Source organism: Variovorax sp. W2I14 (assembly GCF_050435205.1).
Taxonomy (GTDB): Bacteria; Pseudomonadota; Gammaproteobacteria; order Burkholderiales; family Burkholderiaceae_C; genus Variovorax; species Variovorax paradoxus_C.
On the sequence record NZ_JBNDJX010000001.1, the window covers coordinates 4008258 to 4026240 of the forward strand.

At 68.7% G+C, this 17983-nt stretch carries 19 protein-coding genes; 6 read left to right on the forward strand and 13 right to left on the reverse strand.

What is annotated here, in order from left to right; translation table 11 throughout:
- Positions 1-233: 233 nt before the first annotated feature.
- Together QF040_RS18880 and QF040_RS18885 are read left to right on the forward strand one after the other, a co-directional pair.
- On the forward strand, positions 234-1721 hold the full coding sequence (locus tag QF040_RS18880) for an ABC transporter substrate-binding protein (protein ID WP_429612336.1): 1488 nt from the start codon (positions 234-236) through the stop codon (positions 1719-1721).
- Positions 1722-1746: 25 nt separating this feature from the next.
- Positions 1747-3141 carry an amidase gene (locus QF040_RS18885; RefSeq protein ID WP_429612337.1) on the forward strand — a complete coding sequence of 465 codons (1395 nt, stop codon included), beginning with the start codon at positions 1747-1749 and terminating at the stop codon, positions 3139-3141.
- A 265-nt stretch (positions 3142-3406) separates the two neighbouring features.
- Here the strand turns inward: QF040_RS18885 and QF040_RS18890 are convergent, their stop codons facing one another.
- Together QF040_RS18890 and QF040_RS18895 are read right to left on the reverse strand one after the other, a co-directional pair.
- Positions 3407-4033, reverse strand: a complete 627-nt coding sequence (locus QF040_RS18890) for a YitT family protein (protein WP_013543378.1) — start codon at positions 4031-4033, stop codon at positions 3407-3409.
- Positions 4034-4079: 46 nt separating this feature from the next.
- Positions 4080-4955, reverse strand: coding sequence for a LysR family transcriptional regulator (locus QF040_RS18895; RefSeq protein ID WP_429612338.1), 876 nt, complete (start codon positions 4953-4955; stop codon positions 4080-4082).
- A 111-nt stretch (positions 4956-5066) separates the two neighbouring features.
- Here QF040_RS18895 and QF040_RS18900 point away from each other — a divergent pair, with 111 nt between their 5' ends.
- Together QF040_RS18900 and QF040_RS18905 are read left to right on the forward strand one after the other, a co-directional pair.
- Positions 5067-5465, forward strand: a complete 399-nt coding sequence (locus tag QF040_RS18900; RefSeq protein ID WP_429612339.1) for a tautomerase family protein — start codon at positions 5067-5069, stop codon at positions 5463-5465.
- Positions 5466-5496: 31 nt separating this feature from the next.
- Positions 5497-6861 carry a tetratricopeptide repeat protein gene (locus QF040_RS18905; RefSeq protein WP_429612340.1) on the forward strand — a complete coding sequence of 455 codons (1365 nt, stop codon included), beginning with the start codon at positions 5497-5499 and terminating at the stop codon, positions 6859-6861.
- A gap of 12 nt (positions 6862-6873) precedes the next feature.
- On the opposite strand, the gene QF040_RS18910 is transcribed toward QF040_RS18905, so the two are convergent.
- Together QF040_RS18910 and QF040_RS18915 are read right to left on the reverse strand one after the other, a co-directional pair.
- Positions 6874-7569: a histidine phosphatase family protein gene (locus tag QF040_RS18910; protein WP_429612341.1), complete on the reverse strand. Its 696-nt coding sequence runs from the start codon at positions 7567-7569 to the stop codon at positions 6874-6876.
- A gap of 31 nt (positions 7570-7600) precedes the next feature.
- Positions 7601-8254, reverse strand: coding sequence for a Yip1 family protein (locus tag QF040_RS18915; RefSeq protein ID WP_429612342.1), 654 nt, complete (start codon positions 8252-8254; stop codon positions 7601-7603).
- 167 nt (positions 8255-8421) lie between these two features.
- Between QF040_RS18915 and QF040_RS18920 the strand changes: the two genes are divergently transcribed.
- Complete coding sequence (locus tag QF040_RS18920) at positions 8422-9132, forward strand: alpha/beta fold hydrolase (protein WP_429612343.1); 711 nt, start codon at positions 8422-8424, stop codon at positions 9130-9132.
- A 6-nt stretch (positions 9133-9138) separates the two neighbouring features.
- Here the strand turns inward: QF040_RS18920 and pcp are convergent, their stop codons facing one another.
- From pcp to QF040_RS18955, 7 genes are all read right to left on the reverse strand, one after another.
- The gene (pcp, locus tag QF040_RS18925; protein WP_429612344.1) at positions 9139-9819 is read right to left on the reverse strand and encodes a pyroglutamyl-peptidase I; all 681 of its coding nucleotides are present in this window, start codon (positions 9817-9819) and stop codon (positions 9139-9141) included.
- Positions 9820-9824: 5 nt separating this feature from the next.
- Positions 9825-10565, reverse strand: coding sequence for a 5-oxoprolinase subunit PxpA (gene pxpA, locus QF040_RS18930; protein ID WP_429612345.1), 741 nt, complete (start codon positions 10563-10565; stop codon positions 9825-9827).
- Between the two features lie 66 nt (positions 10566-10631).
- Entirely contained in the window at positions 10632-11630 is a 999-nt protein-coding gene (locus tag QF040_RS18935; RefSeq protein ID WP_429612346.1) for a biotin-dependent carboxyltransferase family protein, read from the reverse strand.
- The gene (pxpB, locus tag QF040_RS18940; protein WP_429612347.1) at positions 11627-12289 is read right to left on the reverse strand and encodes a 5-oxoprolinase subunit PxpB; all 663 of its coding nucleotides are present in this window, start codon (positions 12287-12289) and stop codon (positions 11627-11629) included. Before pxpB ends, QF040_RS18935 begins: the two co-directional genes overlap by 4 nt.
- Positions 12290-12295: 6 nt before the next feature.
- A complete protein-coding gene (coaD, locus tag QF040_RS18945) occupies positions 12296-12799 on the reverse strand; it encodes a pantetheine-phosphate adenylyltransferase (protein ID WP_042582798.1) in 504 nt (167 codons plus the stop codon).
- 43 nt (positions 12800-12842) lie between these two features.
- Positions 12843-13499, reverse strand: coding sequence for an RsmD family RNA methyltransferase (locus QF040_RS18950; RefSeq protein WP_429612348.1), 657 nt, complete (start codon positions 13497-13499; stop codon positions 12843-12845).
- A 38-nt stretch (positions 13500-13537) separates the two neighbouring features.
- A complete protein-coding gene (locus tag QF040_RS18955) occupies positions 13538-14173 on the reverse strand; it encodes a LysE/ArgO family amino acid transporter (RefSeq protein WP_429612349.1) in 636 nt (211 codons plus the stop codon).
- 79 nt (positions 14174-14252) lie between these two features.
- Between QF040_RS18955 and QF040_RS18960 the strand changes: the two genes are divergently transcribed.
- A complete protein-coding gene (locus QF040_RS18960) occupies positions 14253-15161 on the forward strand; it encodes a LysR family transcriptional regulator ArgP (RefSeq protein WP_429612350.1) in 909 nt (302 codons plus the stop codon).
- 3 nt (positions 15162-15164) lie between these two features.
- Here QF040_RS18960 and QF040_RS18965 read toward each other — a convergent pair whose 3' ends face one another.
- The gene (locus QF040_RS18965) at positions 15165-16514 is read right to left on the reverse strand and encodes a M16 family metallopeptidase (RefSeq protein WP_429612351.1); all 1350 of its coding nucleotides are present in this window, start codon (positions 16512-16514) and stop codon (positions 15165-15167) included.
- A 13-nt stretch (positions 16515-16527) separates the two neighbouring features.
- Positions 16528-17979: a M16 family metallopeptidase gene (locus QF040_RS18970; RefSeq protein ID WP_429612352.1), complete on the reverse strand. Its 1452-nt coding sequence runs from the start codon at positions 17977-17979 to the stop codon at positions 16528-16530.
- Positions 17980-17983: the final 4 nt, after the last annotated feature.

Sequence of the window (17983 nt, forward strand, 5' to 3'; positions counted from 1 at the left end):
CGAGACGGTTGGGTGAAGGGTCTGCGCCAGGCCCCGGCATCCGGGTACGTCCCGAGGAAAAACCGCTCCGGGAGCAAGGCGCCGGGCCACTCGCTGCGAGAGAATGATCCGCTGCGCACGTGGCATCTTTCGTGCTGCGTGCCTTGTCTTTCGTGGCGCCGCGCCTCCCTTCGGGGCACGGTCGGCGCCGAAGCAGTCATTCGACCCTGGCCGTTTTCCGGAGATACCCACCTATGTTGAACCGTCGCACCCTCCTCACCACCGCCGGCGCCACTGTCGCGCTGGCCACCCCGCTGGCCGGCATGGCCCAAGGGCGGAAGGACGCCATCGTGATCGGCATGGCGCTCGAACCGCCGGGCCTCGATCCGACGGCCGGCGCCGCCGCCGCGATCGCCGAGATCGTGCAGTACAACATCCTGGAGACGCTCACCAAGATCAACGCCGACGGCAGCGTCACGCCATTGCTCGCCGAGAGCTGGGAGATCTCGCCTGATCTCAAGACCTACACCTTCAAGCTCAAGCGCGGCGTGAAGTTCCAGAACGGCGAACCCTTCAACGCGGCCACCGTCAAGTTCTCGTTCGACCGCGCGGGCGGCGAGAAGAGCACCAACAAGGACAAGCGCACCTTCGCCAACCTCGCGACGCAGGTGGTGGACGACTACACCGTGGTGGTCATCAACAAGGAAATCGATCCCGACCTGCCCTTCGTTCTGGGCCAGGCCACGGCGGTGATCGTCGAGCCCAAGAGCGCCGACGCCAACGCCACCAAGCCCGTCGGCACCGGCCCCTACAAGCTGGATGCGTGGGCCAAGGGCTCGTCGCTCACGCTGAGCAAGTGGGATGGCTTCCGCAGCCCCGCCACCGCCAAGATCAACAAGGTGACCTTCCGCTTCATCGCCGACACCGCCGCGCAGGCGGCCGCGCTGATGGCGGGCGACGTCGACGTGTTCACCCGCATCGGCACGCGGGTGGTGCCGCAGTTCAAGATGAACCCGCAGTTCCAGGTGATCCTGGCCGGTTCGCGCGCCAAGACCATCCTGTCGATCAACAACCAGAAGAAGCCACTGGACGACGTGCGCGTGCGCCGCGCCATCCTCGCGGCGATCGACCGCAAGGCCGTGATCGAAGGCGCGGCCGATGGCCTGGGCGTGCCGATCGGCAGCCATTACGTGCCGGGCGCGGCAGGCTTCGTCGACACCACGGGCGTCAACCCCTTCGACATCGAGAAGGCCAAGAAGCTGCTCGCCGAGGCCGGCGTGAAGACGCCGCTCGAGCTCAAGATGACGCTGCCGCCCCCGCCCTACGCGCGACAGGGCGGCGAAGTGATCGTGGCCCAGCTCGCCAAGATCGGCATCGTGGTGAAGGTGCAGAACGTCGAGTGGGCGCAGTGGCTCAGCGGCACCTACGGCAACAAGGACTACGACCTGTCGATCATTTCGCACGTCGAGCCCTTCGACCTGGGCAACTACGCCAAGTCGGACTACTACTGGGGCTACCAGTCGAAGGCCTTCAACACGCTGTTCGACAAGATCAAGTCCACCCCCAACGCCGCCGAGCGCAACAAGCTCCTGGGCGACGCGCAGAAGATGCTGGCCACCGACGCGGCCAACGGTTTCCTGTACCAGCCGCAGTTCCCGACGATCGCCAAGAAGAACGTGAAGGGTCTTTGGAAAGAAAATCCGATCTTCGTGAACGACCTGTCGGCGCTTTCTTGGGGCTAAGAAAGACGTGTCTTCCTCCGCTCCTTTGAACGAACTCTCCGCGCAGGAACTCTCGGCCGCCTACCGCGACAAGCGCCTGTCGCCGGTCGAGGTGACGCAGGCCGTGATCGCGCACATCGAGCACTGGGAGCCGCACCTGCAGGCGACCTGGCTCTTCCGCCCAGAGGCCGCGCTCGAACAGGCGCGCGCGTCGGAAGCGCGCTGGCAGCGCGGCGATGCGCTCGGTCCGCTCGACGGCGTGCCGGCCACCATCAAGGAAAACATCGCCACGCGCGGCGACCCGATGCCCGCCGGCACGGCTGCCGTCGACCTGAAGCCCACAACTTCCGACGCACCGCCGGCCGCGCGCCTGAAGGAAGCCGGCGCGGTGATCGTGAGCAAGACGACCATGCCGGACTACGGCATGTTGTCCTCGGGCCTCTCGAGCTTCCACAAGCTGGCACGCAACCCGTGGGACCTCGGCAAGACGCCGGGCGGCTCCAGCGCCGGTGCGGGCGCCGCCACTGCGGCAGGCTACGGCCCGCTGCATTTGGGCACCGACATCGGCGGATCGCTGCGGTTGCCCGCAAGCTGGTGCGGCATCTTCACGCTCAAGCCGAGCCTGGGCCGCATTCCGATCGATCCGCCCTACATGGGCCGCGCCGCGGGGCCGATGACCCGCACCGTCGGCGATGCAGCGCTGATGATGCAGGCGCTCTCCAGGCCCGACGCGCGCGACAGCATGAGCCTGCCGGCGCAAGACATCGACTGGGCCGCGTTCGACGTGTCGCCCGACCATCTGCGGGGCCTGCGCATCGGGCTGCTGCTCGACGCGGGCTGCGGCCTCGCGGTCGAGCCGGAGATCCAGACGGCGGTCGAACACGCCGCGCGCCTGTTCGAGAAAGCCGGCGCCATCGTCGAACCGATGCAGCCCTTCATGTCGCAGGCCATGCTCGACGGCATGGACCACCTGTGGCGCATGCGCTCGCTGGTGGACATGAAGGCCCTGCGCGCCGACCAGCGCGCCAAGGTGCTGCCCTACATCCGCGAGTGGGCCGAGAGCGCGGCCGAGTTCAGCGGCGAGCATGTGTTCCGCAGCTTCAGCCAGTTCCATGCGACGCGCGTGGCGGCGGTGCAGGCCTGCGCGCGCTTCGACTACGTGATCTCGCCCGTGTCGCCGAACATGCCTGCGGCGGCCGAAGCGCCTTCGCCGACCAACGATCCGCTGCGGCCGCTGGAGCACATCGGCTTCACGGTGCCGTTCAACATGTCTGAGCAGCCGGCGTCGTCGGTGAACTGCGGGTATGCGGCGAGCGGATTGCCGATAGGTCTGCAGATCGCGGGGCACCGGTTCGATGATCTCGGCGTGTTGCGCGTGTCGCGCGCGTTCGAGCAGATTCGCGAGACGCAACGGCCTTGGCCTGTGGCGCCTGAACGCTAGAGGGCGGGTCGTTCAGGGCGGCGATCACGCCGACGGGGTACCTTGCTCCGCGAATGTCCCCCGCTTCGCTCCTCCTTTATTTCGCTGCGCAAGGCACCCCATCGGCGTGCTCGTTTTCAGAGCAGTCGTTGATCAGCGAAACACCAGCAGCGTGCCCAAGTGCGCAGGGCATCGGGTGCTCCACGCAGCGAAATAAAGGAGGAGCCGAAGGCGGGGGACATTCGCGGAGGGGAGTACCCGGTGGCCTGCGCACGCTCCCCCGAACTCAAGTCGCCGCGTAGCGCCCCGGCTTGTGGTTGATCCACAAGAAGAGCCCCATCACGACCGCAGCCAGCACCGACCATCCCACGCGCTGCGGCGGAATCACGAACAGTGCGAGCAGCACCACCGTGCAGTCGATGCCGATCTGCACCTTGCCGGCCGGCCAGCCGCGCTTTTCCTGCAGGTACAGCGTCAGCACCGTCGCGCCGCCGAGGCTGGCGCGATGGCGTGCGAGGAACAGGCAACCGGTTCCCAACAGCAGGCCGCCGAGCACCGCGGCAAACGCCGGGTGCAGTGAATCGATCGACAGATAGCGCGGCGCCCAGTCGGTCATCACCGAGAGCAGCACGATCGCCGAGAAGGTCTTGAGGGTGAAGGCGCGCCCCATGTGGCGCCAGGCGAACCAGTAGAACGGCAGGTTCACCAGGAAGAACAGCTTGCCGAAGCTCACACCGGTGGCGTAGTGCAGCAGGAAGGCGACGCCCGCGGTGCCGCCCGTGAGCAGGCCCGCCTGGCCGAACAGCATCATGGCGATCGCGACGAACAAGGTGCCCGAAAAGATGGCCTGAGCGTCATCGAAGCGGGAATGGCGCAGCAAATCCGGCAAGTTGGTGGGTTGTGGCGCGTCCATGGCGGGAGCGACGCAAATCCCGCGCCACCCCCGTTTGGCTCTGGCTTCACACCAGATGGGTGGCCAGCATCTCGCGGGCGCGGGTCACGAACGCCGTCTCGCCCCGGCGACCGGGCAGAAGCTGGAACGCGACCTTGGGCAATGCGGGCAGGCCGTGCGGCGGCGCCAGCCGGGTCACGCCTTCGCAGACAGCCGATTCGTTCAGGCACGCGACGCCCAGCCCCGCAGCCACCGCCGACTGCAACCCCGCCACGCCCGACGCCACATGCGCGAGCACATACGGCACGCGCCGCCGCCGGAGCAGCGCCACGGTGAACTGGTGCAGCGAGCAGGTGTCCGGCAGCGCCAGCAGCCGCACCGGCTCGCCCCGCGCCACCCGCAGGCCGATGGCGCCCAGCCAGGCGAGCGATTCGCGCCGGACCAGGGAACCCTTCGCGGCCTGCGCCGAAGCTGAAGACGACGACGCACCCGCGATGTCCATCGCCAAGCCCACATCGAAGTCGCCGTGTGCATAGGCGGCCCGCAGCGCATCGCTCTTCAGGATGCTCACGTTCAGCCGCACCTGCGGATAGCTTTCGCCCAGACGGCCGAGCAACTGCGTGAGATCGCCGGGACGGAAGTAGTCGGTCACCGCCAGCCGCAGCTCGCCTTGCAGCGTTTCGCCGTGCAGGTCGCGAAACGCCTCGTCGCTGAGCGCGAGGATGCGCCGCGCGTACGCCAGCAGCCGCGTGCCCGCCTCGGTGGGCGCGACCCCTGCCTTGCTGCGCGTGAGCAGCGACTGGCCCGCGCGCTCCTCGAGCTTGCGCATCTGCTCGCTCACGGACGACTGCGAGAGGAACACGCGGGGCGCGGCAGCCGTGAGGCTGCCCGCGTCGATCACCGCGGCGAGGGTGCGAAGTTGTTCGAGGTCGAAGGACTGCATGGCGCTATCCATCCGTTTAACCGATGGAATCCATCATATCTTCCCGCTTTTCCGATGACCATCGGAATCCCACAATCACCCCATCGTTCATTCATTCCACAGGAGTCCACCATGCCCCACATCGTTGTCCACCTCTCCGGCGAACCCGATGCCGCCCTCACCCGCAAGACCGTCGATACCGTCGCCGAACTCACGCAAAGCGTGCTCGGCAAGCAGTTGCCGGTGATTGCCATCACGGTGCAGTACATCGCCGCCGACACCTGGTTCATCGGTGGCCAGACGCTGGCGTCGCTGGGCAAGTCGGCCTTTCACCTGGACATCAGCGTCACCGACGAGACCAACACCAAGGCCGAAAAGGCGCGCTACCTGCGCGAGGTGCATGCGGCCATGGCGAAGATCCGGCCGAACCTGCACGAGGTCTCGTACATCCACGTGATCGATGCGCGCGGCGCGGCCTATGGCTATGGCGGAAAGACCCAGGAGTACCGCCACCAGCAGGCCGGGGTTTGAACCATCCACGGGGGCATGGCACCATGCCGCCATGCCCTCCGGAAACCCGCACGCCGCCGACAGCCTCGGCAATCCGCTCACCCTGGACGACCCCGCCAGCCTCGCGCTGGTCGACGACTTCGTCATGGGCTTCATCTCGACCGAGTCGCGCGCCGTCAACCTCATCGCATTGGCCGATACCGATGCGAGCCCCATCGTGCAGGCGTACTGCGCGACGCTGCACCTCTTTGCCGAATCGCGCGATGCCGTGGCGAATGCAAGGCCGTATCTCGCGAAGGCCCGTGCCGGCGCCGCGCGCGCCACGCCGCGCGAGCAGCGCTACATCGCGGCCGTCGAGGCGTGGGCCGATGGCGACATCGCCCGCGCCATCGCACTGCACGCGGAGCAGGCGCGCGAACATCCGCGCGATCTCGTGTCGGTCAAGCTGGGCCAGTACCACTGTTTCAACACCGGTGACTGCCCCGGCATGCTGCGGCTCGCGCTCGCGGTTCTGCCCTCGGCCGCCGACGTGCCTTATGTGCACGGCATGGCGGCTTTCGGCTATGAGCAGTGCCACCTGATGCGCGAGGCCGAGGCCAGCGCGCGCCTGGCCATCGCCATGTGTCGCAAGGAGCCGTGGGCGCACCACGCGCTCGCGCACGTGATGCTCACCGAAGGCCGGCTTGCCGAAGGACTCGCGTTCATGGAAAGCGTGAGCGACACCTGGATCGGGCTCAATTCCTTCATGGTCACGCACAACTGGTGGCACGTGGCGCTCTTCCTCATCGACCTGGGCCGCGATGCCGAGGCGCTCGCTGTGTACGACGAGCACGCGTGGGGCGTGGTGAAGGACTACTCGCAGGACCAGATCGGCGCCGTGTCGCTGCTCGCGCGCCTCGAACTCGCGGGCATCGACGTGGGTGCGCGCTGGAACGACGTCGCCGGCTACCTGCTGCAACGGCAGGCTGACCATGTGCTGCCCTTTCTCGACCTGCAATACCTCTACGGACTCGCACGCGCTGGACGCCCCGAGGCCGATGCGTTGCTGCACAACATCGAGGCCTTCGCGCCCGACGCACCGCCTTCGACGCGCGCCGCATGGCAGCGCGTCTGCGTGCCTGCCGCGAACGGGCTCGTGGCCCATGCGCGTGGCGATTTCGCAGGCGCCATCGAAGGGCTGGGCGTCGCGCTGCCGCGCATGATCGAGATCGGCGGCAGCCACGCGCAGCGCGACCTCTTCGAGCAGGTGTACCTCGATGCGCTGGTGCGCACGGGCAGCGAATCGACGCTCGCTGCGGCGCAAGGCATCCTGCAGCAGCAGCTCAACAGCCAGCCCGAATCACTGCGGCTGCAGCGGCAGGCGGGGGCCGTCTATGCGCGCCTCGGCCTCGGGCAACTCGCCGCAGGAATCGCCTGAGCGCGCGGGCGCTTAGCCCTTGTCCTTCAAGTGCCGCGTCTGGTCGTAGGTCGGCTGCGGCGGCAGGTCGGCGAGGTGGCGGGTGTCGGCCCACTCGACGATCTCGATCGCATCCGGCGCGGCCGGGTCGGCGATGCGGATGCGGTTGAAGCCCGCATTGGGAATGTCGCTCCGGCGCGGCCCGCTGAGGCTCAGCCCCTTGGCGGTGCGCCACACCATGTCGAGCACGCCGCCGTGGGTGACGACGATCAGGTGCTGCCCCTTGTGGGCGGTGGCGATGGTGCCGAGCGCCGCGACGATGCGCGCGTGGAACTCGCGTGCCGTCTCGCCTTCGGGCATCGCGTGGTCTTCGCGGAACTCCAGCCATTCTTCCCACGCGCGCGGGTGCAGGCTCTGGATCTCGTCGGAGCGCATGCCCTCGACGATGCCGAAGTACTGCTCCCGCAACCCCGCCGAAGTGACCACCGGCAGCGACAGCTGCAGCGCCGCCGGCGCCGCCGTCTGCTGGGCACGCATGAGGTCACTGCTGATCAGGTGCTGCGCCGTCTCGCTCGCCAGGCGCAGACCGATGCGGCGCGCCTGTTCATGGCCGATGTCGTTCAGCGGCACATCCGCATGCCCCTGGAAGCGCAGCTCGCGGTTCCAGGCGGTTTCGCCGTGACGGATCAGGATGATGTCGGTGGTGGTGTCGGGTTTGGGCGTTGGCATTGCCGCCCATTTTCCACCGGGCGCGTGACGCTCAGGCCTTTGTGGTGGCGAGCTGTTGCACGGCCGCCACCGCCTCGACCACGAAACCCATGCCCGTGCCCATGCCGACGCGCGCGGGCGACGGCGTGAGCAGCGCGAGCACCCACGCGATGACGAAGCCGCCGACGATGGCGCAGATCACCACCACCGCGGTGTACGCGATGGCCTTGTCGGGCGGGCACTTCATCAGCACCGGCAGGCCCAGGTAGATCAGGTAGATGCCGTAGAGCGCCGCTACTGCGCCCAGCACCGACAGCGAAGGCAGCAGGCTGAAGATGCCGCCGATGAAGCCGGCCGTGCTTGCATAGGCCGACAGCTTGAGCGCGCTGATCTGGCTCTTGGTGCCTTCGAAGGTCGGTGCCATCGCATCGATGATGAGCGCGAGCACGAACACCATCACCAGCGACAGCACGTAGCCCACGACCATGTTGGCGAGCCCCGCGACGATCGGCACGCGGAAGTTGACGCCGAACATGCCGAGGCCGACGACCGAGAGGCCGATGAAGCTCGCCACCGCTGGAATCAGCGCGAGGATCATCACGTAGTTCTTGTAGAGCGAAGCGGCATCGGCCGGCTCCGCATCGATCACGGGCCAGGTGGCCTTGGGCTTGAGCAGGATGTCCTGCACGCGTTGAACCAGGTTCATTTGTTGTCCTCGACTTGAAGCGCGAATGCGCGCGCGGGTGCGTCACGCAGCGCCGGAAAGTATGTCGATCAAGACCCGCAATGGCTGCTGGCCATGAAGCCTATGCCGTGTCCTATGCCGCGACCTATGCCGTTACGCCGCTTGCCTCGATCGCGCAGAATCCCTCCATGCCTCACCTCGTTCTACTGCCCGGCCTCGCTTGCGACGAGCGCCTCTGGGAGGCCCAGCGGCCTGCCCTTTCCCCCGCCTTCGACGCCCGCGTGAGCGACGTCCAGACGCGCAACGCCACCATCGAAGCCATGGCCGCCGCCGTGCTGCGCGAGCACGCGGGGCCGCTGGTGCTCTGCGGTGCTTCCATGGGTGGCATGGTCGCGATGGAAGCGGCCCGCCAAGCGCCCGAACGCATCGCCGGGCTCGCACTGCTGGGCACGAGCGCGCGGCCCGAGACGCCCGAGATGTTCACGCTGCGCGAAGCCGCCATCGAACTGTTCGAGCGCGGCGAGGCGCGCGACGTGATCGAGGCAAATGTCTATTTCGCCTTCCACCCGACGCAAGCAAATGACCCGGTGCTGGTGCAGCGCTACCTCGACATCGTTCTGGATGCCGGCACCGCCCAGCTCATCGCCCAGAACCGCGCGGTGATGCGGCGCCCTGACGCGCGCCAGCACCTGGCCTCGCTGCGCGCTCCGGTGCTGCTGATGTGCGGCGACGACGACAAGCTCGCCCCGCCCGAGCACACCCGAGAAATGGCGGCGCTTCTGCCGCAGGCCGAGATGGTGTGGGTGCCGCAGTGCGGCCACATGCTGACGATGGAGAAGCCCGGCTTCGTCAATGCGGCGTTGAACGCCTGGCTCGCGGAGACCTTCCCGTCGGCCTGAAGAGGCTCAGTGCAGTTGGCCGCCGGTCTCGGCCACGTCCTGCTTCACCGCGAGCGCGGTGGCGACCGCGATGCGCAGCGCCTCGGTCATCATGGCGAGCGACATGCTCGGCGCACCCGGAAAGCGCGCTGCCTGCTCGGGCAGGTACGGAATGTGGATGAAGCCACCGCGCACGCCCGGCAAACCGGATACCGGATGCGTCGCGATGCGGTGCATCAGCCCGTAGAAGATGTGATTGCAGACGAAGGTGCCCGCGCTGTTCGACACCGAAGACGGAATGCCGGCCGCGCGCAGGTCGCGCACGATGGCCTTGATCGGCAACGTCGAGAAATACGCAGCCAGCGCGCCCGGCACCACCGGCAGGTCGATCGGCTGATGGCCCGCGTTGTCTGCGATGCGCCCGTCGTCGATGTTGATCGCGATGCGCTCGGGCGTGATCTCCGAGCGTCCGCCGGCCTGGCCGACGCAGAGCACCAGTTGCGGCTTCAGTTCGTCCATGGCATTCGCCAGCGCTTCAAGGGCATCGCCGAAGACGCACGGCATCTGGCGGGCATGCACCGTGGCGCGGCCGATCTTCGCGCCGTCGAGTGCGCGCACGGCCTCCCATGACGGGTTGATCGCTTCGCGGTCGAACGGGTCGAAGCCGGTCAGCAGCACGCTCGTGCGTTTCGCTTCGGTCTTGCTCATGCTGTTCAAGCCATCGCGCGAACCGCGATGCCCTCTGCCTGCAGCCGCTCGCGAATGCGGCGCGCAAACGCCAGCGCGTGCGCGCCGTCGCCGTGCAGGCACACGGTCTGCGCGTTGACTGCGACCGTGCTGCCATCGATGGCGGTCACCCGGTGGTCGCGCACGAACGCGAGGGTCTGCGCGATCGACTGCTCTTCGCTTTCGATCAGCGCGCCGGGCTGGCTGCGCGGCACGAGGCTGCCGTCGGGCATGTAGCCGCGGTCGGCGAACACTTCCTCGACAGGCGTGAGGCCGGCGCGGCGCGCGGCGTCGATCATGTTGCTGCCGGCGAGGCCGAAGAACTTGAGCGTGGGGTCGAAGCGGCGCACCGCCTCGCAGAGCGCATCGGCGAGCTCGGGCTCCTTCACCGCCTGGTTGTAGAGCTGGCCATGCGCCTTCACATGCGCAAGCTGGCCGCCCTCGGCCTTGACGATCGCGGCGAGCGCGCCGACCTGGTAGAGCACATTGGAGACGATCTCGTCGGGCGGCAGATGCATGGTGCTGCGGCCGAAGTTCTCGCGGTCGGGAAAGCTCGGATGCGCGCCGATGGCCACGCCATGTTCGATGGCCCAGCGCACGCACTGGCGCATGGTCTTGGCGTCGCCCGCGTGCCAGCCGCAGGCGATGTTGGCGGAGCTCACGAGGGCGAGCAGTGCTTCGTCGCTGCCTGCGCCTTCGCCGAGGTCGGCATTGAGGTCGATGTGCATGGGGAAGGTTCCTTCTTCTTCAGCGGGCCGGCACCGGCGCGGCCCGCTGGCGGGTGCTCGCACAGTCTATGCCGTGCCTGGCCAGCCTGCCACGGCAAGCCCTTGTGCCACCTGTGCGAGGTAGCGCTGCTGGCCGGCCCAGGCGGCGAGCGCCTCCGCGATGTCGACCTGCACCAAACGCAGCTTGCCGTTGAGCGGCGCCTGCGCGAGCTTCCAGAGGTCGGCGCGGATCACCACGCCGATGCGCGGATAGCCGCCCGTCGTCTGCGCATCGCCCATCAGGATGATCGGCTGGCCCGAGGGCGGCACCTGGATCGTGCCGGGAATCACGCCCGACGAAAGCATGTCGCCCGCACGCTTGCGCTTGAGTTCGGTGCCGGCGAGCCGACTGCCCATGCGGTTGCTCTGCGAGGTGATGCGCCAGCGTTCGCCCCACAGCACCTCGCGCGCGGCGAGCGTGAATTGTTCGAATTCGGGACCGGGCAGCACGCGCAGGGCGATGGCGCCATCGGCTTCTTCGGGACCCCAGTCGGGCCCGCGCAGGCCGAAGGGCTTGCGCGCGCGCTGCGCGGCATCGAGCCGCGATGCGCCCAGCCGCAGCTTGTCGCCCTTGCGCAGCGCGCGGCCTTCGTGGCCGCCGAAGCCGGCCTTGAGGTCGGTGCTGCGCGAGCCGAGCACGGGCACCACATCGATGCCGCCCGCGATGGCGAGCCAGCTGCGCAGGCCCGCCTTCTTAGCGCCGGCTGCATTGGCACCCGAGAGCTTGAGCACCTGGCCCGCGGCCACCGGCACGCTCCAGCAGGGCCAGAGCGGCAGGCCGTCGAGCAGCGCGCCGAAGTCGTCGCCGGCAAGCGCGATGCGCGTGTCGGTTTCGAAGCGCACTTCGCAGCCGCCCATCGTGAGTTCGAGGCCCGCGGCGCCATCCACGTTGCCGACCAGCCGGTTCGCGAGCGTGAGCGCCAGCACGTCGAGCGCGCCGCCGGGACAGATGCCCAACTGGCGGTGGCCGTGCCGTCCGAGGTCTTGCACCGACGCCAGCAGGCCGGGCTTCTGGACGACGATCATGTCTGCACGCTCTCGACGACGAAGCGCACGCGGTCGCCCGGGCGCATCAGGGTGGGCGACGCGGCGGTCGGGTCGAACATCTCGAGCGACGTGCGGCCGATGAGCTGCCAGCCGCCCGGCGACACCAGTGGGTAGATGCCGGTCTGCTCGCCGCCGATGCCGACCGAGCGCGCGGGCACGGCGGTGCGCGGCTCCGCGCGGCGAGGCGTGGCGAGTTCGGGTGGGAGGCCGCCCATGAAGGCGAAACCTGGCAGGAAACCGAGCAGGTACACCACGTACTCGCCCGCGCTGTGGCGCCGCACGACTTCCGCGGGCGTGAAGCCGGTGTGGGCCGCTACGTCGCCGAGGTCGGGGCCGTGTTCGCCGCCATAGGCCACGGGGATCTCGACCAACCGGCCTTCGACGGCCTTGGCGGAAAGCTTCGGCCAGGCTTCGAGCACCTGCGCGGTGAGCGCATCGAGCTCGATCGCGGTCGGGTCGAAGGTCAGCGTGAGGTTGTTCATGCCCGGCAGCACTTCGCCGACGCCGGGCCATTCGCGGGCCTCGGCAGCCAGCGCCCAGATGCGCTGCTGCTGAACCAGCGTGGCCGGTGCCGGCAACTCGCACAGGAGCGCTGCATCCCCGAGCAGATGCAGGCGGGGTGGCGGCAAGCCGCTCATCGCGGCTTATTCACGGCCGAGGCTGCGCACCTTGGCGGCCAGCATGTGCTCGACATTCGGCGAGACGAACTTGTTGACCTCGCCGCCGAGCATGGCGATCTCGCGCACGAAGGTGCTGGAGATGAACTGGTACTTGTCGCTGGGCGTGAGGAACACGGTCTCGACATCGGGCATCAGCGAGCGGTTCATGCCGGCGAGCTGGAACTCGTAGTCGAAGTCGGTCACGGCGCGAAGGCCCCGCACCATGGCCTTGCCGCCGCGCGCCACCACGAAGTCGCGCAAAAGACCCGAGAAGCTCTCGACGGTGACCTGGTCGCTGTAGGGCTTGACGGCTTCGCGCGCCATGTCCATGCGTTCCTGCAGGGTGAACAGCGCCTTCTTGTGATGGCCCGCCGCGACGGCGACGATCACCTTGGAGAAGAGTTGGGTTGCACGCCGCACCACGTCCTCGTGGCCGAGGGTGATGGGATCGAATGTGCCCGGATAAACCGCGATGACGTTGCTGGCCATGGTTGCTTCTTCCTCATGCAGCCGGTGCGGCTTGTTCGGCGGATTATGCAGTCCCCTCCGAGGCCAGCCGCAACAGGTGGGCATGCACCGCGCCGGCTTTCAGGTAACGAAAGCTTGCGAGGCCGACGGCTGTCAGTTCCTCGTCGTTCCATTGGCGCGGGGCTTCGAGATAAACGACGCCGCCGGGGCGCAGCGTGCGGGCTGCGGCGCGCAAGGCCGGTTCGTAGAGCGCGATGCTTTCGAAGGGCGGGTCGAGGAAGACGGCGTGCAGGCTGCCCGCCGTCGTGCGCTCGAGCGCCGTGACGCCGTTGCCGCGCTCTATGCGCACGGCCTCGGCCGACAGCTTGGCCTTCGCGGCCTGCAGTTGCGTGATCAGCCCAGCGTCCTGCTCGCACAGCAGCACGTTGGCGGCACCGCGCGATGCGGCTTCCAGGCCCAGTGCGCCGGTGCCCGCGAAGGCGTCAACGCAATGCCAACCCGGCAGTTCGCCGCCACCCGCGCCGGCCAGGCTTGCGAGCCAGTTGAAGAGCGTCTCGCGCACGCGGTCGGGCGTGGGGCGCAGGCCGGGCTTGTCGGCCACCGCGAGGCGGGTGCGTTTCCATCGGCCGCCGATGATGCGGACCTCGTTGGGTCGCACAGGGCGCGCGGGGCGCTTGGCTGCGGGTGGACGAGGGGCTGCGGTGGCTTTCTTTTGGGGCATGCGGCGAGCTTAACGCCGCGGCATCGGCGGCCGGCCGGTCAGGCGCCCGTCAACGCACGCCGCGCCAGCATCGCGGCCAGCACGAGCATGGTGCCGCCGATCAGCGCATCCAGCATCTGCCACGCGCGCGGACGCGCGAACACAGGCGCGAGCAGCCGCGCGCCGAAGCCGAGCGCGGTGAACCACAGGGCGCTCGCCATCGCGGCGCCCGCGACGAACCAGACCTTGAGCGAGCCCGCGTACTGCGCACCCGCGCTGCCCACGAGCAGCACGGTGTCCAGGTAGACATGCGGATTCAGCAGCGTGAAGCCCGCCGCCTGCGCCACCACGGCCGCGCGCGAAAGCGACACGCCCTGCGCCGACGCCTGCAGGGCGCCGGGCTGGCGCGAACGCCACAGTGCGCGCAAGCCGTAGGCACACAGGAACGCCGCGCCGAGCCCCGCGAGCACCGTCGCCAGCATCGGCCGGCCCTTCAGCGCTTGCGCCATGCCGGCCACGCCAGCGCCGATCAACACCGCGTCGCTGGCCGCGCAGAACAGCACCACGGCGCTCACATGCTCGCGCCGCAATCCCTGGCGCAGCACATAGGCGTTCTGGGCGCCGATGGCGACGATGAGCACCAGGCTCATGAAGAGCCCGTTGAGGAAAGCAGGGGTGGCGAGTTCGGCAGACATGGTGCTAGCTTGCCGCGCACCGCGGATTAATTCAAACTAAACCTTCTAACTTCAATTCAATTTTACTTAATCCACAACGATGCTCGACTACGCCGCCCTCAACGCCTTGGCCGCCGTCGTGCGCGAAGGCAGCTTCGAGCGCGCCGCGCGCGCGTTGAACGTCACGCCCTCGGCCGTCTCGCAGCGCGTGAAGCTGCTCGAAGAGCGCATCGGCGGGGCGCTGCTGGTGCGCGGCCAGCCCTGTGTCGCCACGGAAGCGGGCCTGCAGTTGTGCCGGCATGTGGAGCGCGTGGGCATGCTGGAGCACGAATTGCGCGACGCCCTTCCCGCGCTCGGGATGGGCGGCGAGGCGCACGAACGCGTCACGGTGCGCGTGGCCGTCAACGCCGACAGCCTGGCGACCTGGTTCATGGCCGCGGCCGCGGCCTTCGCCACGCAGGAAGAAGCCGCGCTGCTCGATCTCTCGGTCGATGACCAGGACCACACGGCCGAGCGCTTGCGCAGCGGCGCCGTGCTCGCGGCGGTGACCGCGCTGGCCGAGCCGGTGGCCGGCTGCAACAGCGAGGCGCTGGGCACGATGCACTACGTGGCCGCCGCGAGCCCCGAGTTCGTGAAGCGGCATTTCGCCAAGGGCGTGGGCGCCCGAACACTGGCAAGCGCGCCGAGCCTGGTGTTCGACCGCAAGGACCGTTTGCAGGCGCGATGGGTGCGCCGCGTCTGCCACCGCAACGTCGAGACGCCGCGGCATTGGATTCCATCGGCACACGCGTTCGTCGAGGCCGCATGCGCGGGGATGGGCTGGGGCATGCATCCGGCCAGCATGGTGGCCGATGCGATGCGCGAGGGCGCGCTGGTGGAATTGGTGCCGGGTTCGACGCTGCCGGTACCGCTCTATTGGCAGCAGGCGCGCGCCGCGCCGCAGTTGCTCAAGCGGCTCGGCGCAACGGTGCGTGCGGCCGCCACCGGCGGTCCGCACGCGCTGGCCTGACGGTTACTTTCCGCCGACCACCACTGTCACCATCCGCTGCGGCTGCAGCTTGCGTGCAAACGCCGCCTTGATATCGGCCGCCGTGACCGCGTTCATGCGCGTGGTCCAGGTATCGAGATAGTCCAGCGGCAGGTCGTGCCAGGCGATGTTGGCGACGTTGCCGATGAGCTTGCGGTTGCTGTCCAGCAGCAGCGGGAAGCCGCCGATCAGGTTGTCCTTCGCGGCCTTGAGCTCGCTCTCGGTCGGGCCTTCGGCCACGAACTTCGCCAGCACTTCGCGCGACATCTTCACTGCCTCTTCGGCCTGGTCGGGCCGGGTCTGGAAACCGACGCGGAACGCGCCCGCATCGAGCCCCGGCGCGAAGCCGCTGTAGATGCTGTAGGTGAGGCCGCGCTTCTCGCGCACCTCGTTGGTCAGGCGCGAGACGAAACCGCCGCCGCCCAACACGTAGTTGCCGAGGGTGAGCGCGAAGTGGTCGGGGTCCTTGCGCGGGTAGCCGGGCTGGCCGATGAAGACGTGGGCCTGGGCCGAATCGAACGGGATGCGCTCGTCCTTCGGGCCGGTCAGTGCGGCCACCGGTGCGATCGCGGGCAGCGGCGCACAACTGTCGGTGGCTGGCAGGCGCGACAGCAACGTGGTCGCCACCGATTCCGCCTCGGCACGCGTGACCGCGCCCACGATGCTGAGCTTGGCGCGGCACGGCACGATGAGCTGCTGGTAGCGCTGGCGCATGGCGGCGGTGTCGATGCGCGCCAACGTTTCCTCGGTGACCTCTTGCCCGTACGGATGCACGCCATAGACGGCCTGTGCGAACGCGCGGCCGGCGATGGTCGCGGGCTTGGTGTTGGACTCCCTGATGGAAGCGTTGATGCGTTCCCGCTCGCGCAGCCACACGTCGTCGGGAAACGACGGCTCGCCGATCTCGCGCGAGGCCAGCGCCACGGCCTTGCCGAGCAGCGCCGGGTCGGAGAGCGTACGCAGCGAATAGCTCATGCGGTCGGTGCCCGCGCTCACGTCGAAGCTCGCGCCCAGGTCGGCCCAGGCTTCGCCGAGGGCGTTCTGGTCGAGCGCGGGCTCGCCGTTCTTGCCTGCGCGCACGCCCTTCTCGACCATCGCCGAGGTCACGCTGGCCAGTCCCGCCTGCGGTGCCGGATCGCGCCGGCTGCCGGCGTCGAAGTCGACCTGCACATCGACGATCGGCAGCGCGTTGGTCGCCACGAGGTAGATCTTGGCGCCGTTAGCGAGCGTCCAGTGCTGGATGGGGAGCACGGCCTGCGCAGTGCCAAGACCGAGGCCGAGAACGGCAGTGCCGGCAAACACGGCGCGCAGCGCCAGTTTCTTGAGAGTCATCATGTGTTCCGGTCTTTCAGCGCATCTCGCCCGCGGGTGCCGCGAAGCCGCGACCGCGGGGTTTGGCTTCGAGCGGCAAGGGACGCAGCGTGGCCACCGTGAGCTGGTCGTCGCCGAAGTACTTGGCGGCCACGGCCTGCACCTGGGCGGCGGTGACGGCCTGCAGCCGGGCGACGATGCGTTCGCTCGCGTCGAGCGGCAGGCCCTGGACCCAGTTGCTGCCGAGTTCGCGCGCCTGCGCCATCACCGAGTCGCGCTTGTAGGTTTCGCTCGCAACCCACTGGGTCTTGACGCGGGCCAGTTCGGCCTCGCCCACGCCGTCCTTGGCGATGCGCGCAATCTGGGCGCGCAGCGCGGCTTCGACCACTTCGGCGCTCTTGCCGTGGGCAGGCACGCCGTCGAGCACGAAGAGCTGCGGGCCGCGGCCGATGAAGCCCGAATAGGCACCGGCGGAATCGGCCACGCGGTCGGGGCCCTGGGTGAGCGAGCGGTCCAGGCGCGCACCGGCGTAGCCATCGAGCACGGCCGAGAGCACCACGAGCGCCCACGAATCGCTGTTCGTGTCGTCGATGTTCGCCAGTTGCGGCACGCGGTAGGCGAGCGACACGTACGCCTGCTCGGCGGGCGCCTTGAATTCAAGGCGGCGGATGCCGCGCTGCACCGGCTCGACGCGCGGCTTGCGCGTGGGCACGGCACGCGCCGGGATGACGCCGTAGTACTTCTCGGCGAGCGCGCGGACCTTGGCGACGTCCACGTCGCCGGCCACCACGAGCACCGCGTTCGCGGGCACGTACCAGCGCTTGTGGAATTCGCGCGCGTCGTCGGGCGTCATCGCGTCCAGGTCGCTCATCCATCCGACCACCGGACGGTGGTAGGGCGAGGCGATGAAGACGGCGGCGTTCTGCTGTTCGCCGAGCAACGCGCGGGGCTGGTCTTCGGTGCGCAGGCGCCGCTCTTCCTTGACGACCTCGATCTCGCGCTTGAACTCGTCGTCGGGCCACTGGTTGTTGGCGAAGCGGTCGGATTCGAGCTTCATCACCTGCTCGAGGCTGCCGACCGGGATCTGCTGGTAGTAGCCGGTGTAGTCGCGCGTGGTGAAGGCGTTTTCCTGGCCGCCGAGCTGCGCCACGCGGCGCGAGAACTCGCCGGGCTTGATGTCCTTCGTGCCCTTGAACATCATGTGTTCGAGCGCATGTGCCACGCCGGAGGTGCCGTCGACCTCGTCCATCGAGCCGACGCGGACCCAGACCATCTGCACCGCGGTCGGCGCGCGCCGGTCGGGCTGGACGATCAGCGTCATGCCGTTCGCGAGGGTGAATTGCTGGGGACCCGGTGCGGCCGCGGTGGCGGCGGAAGATGCAACGGGGGCCGGTGTGGACTGGGCCAGCGCAGGCATGGCCCCGGACGCCATCAGCGCCACCGCCAGCACCGCACCAGACGCAGCACTGCGTGGCGAGAGGTGTTTCATAGAA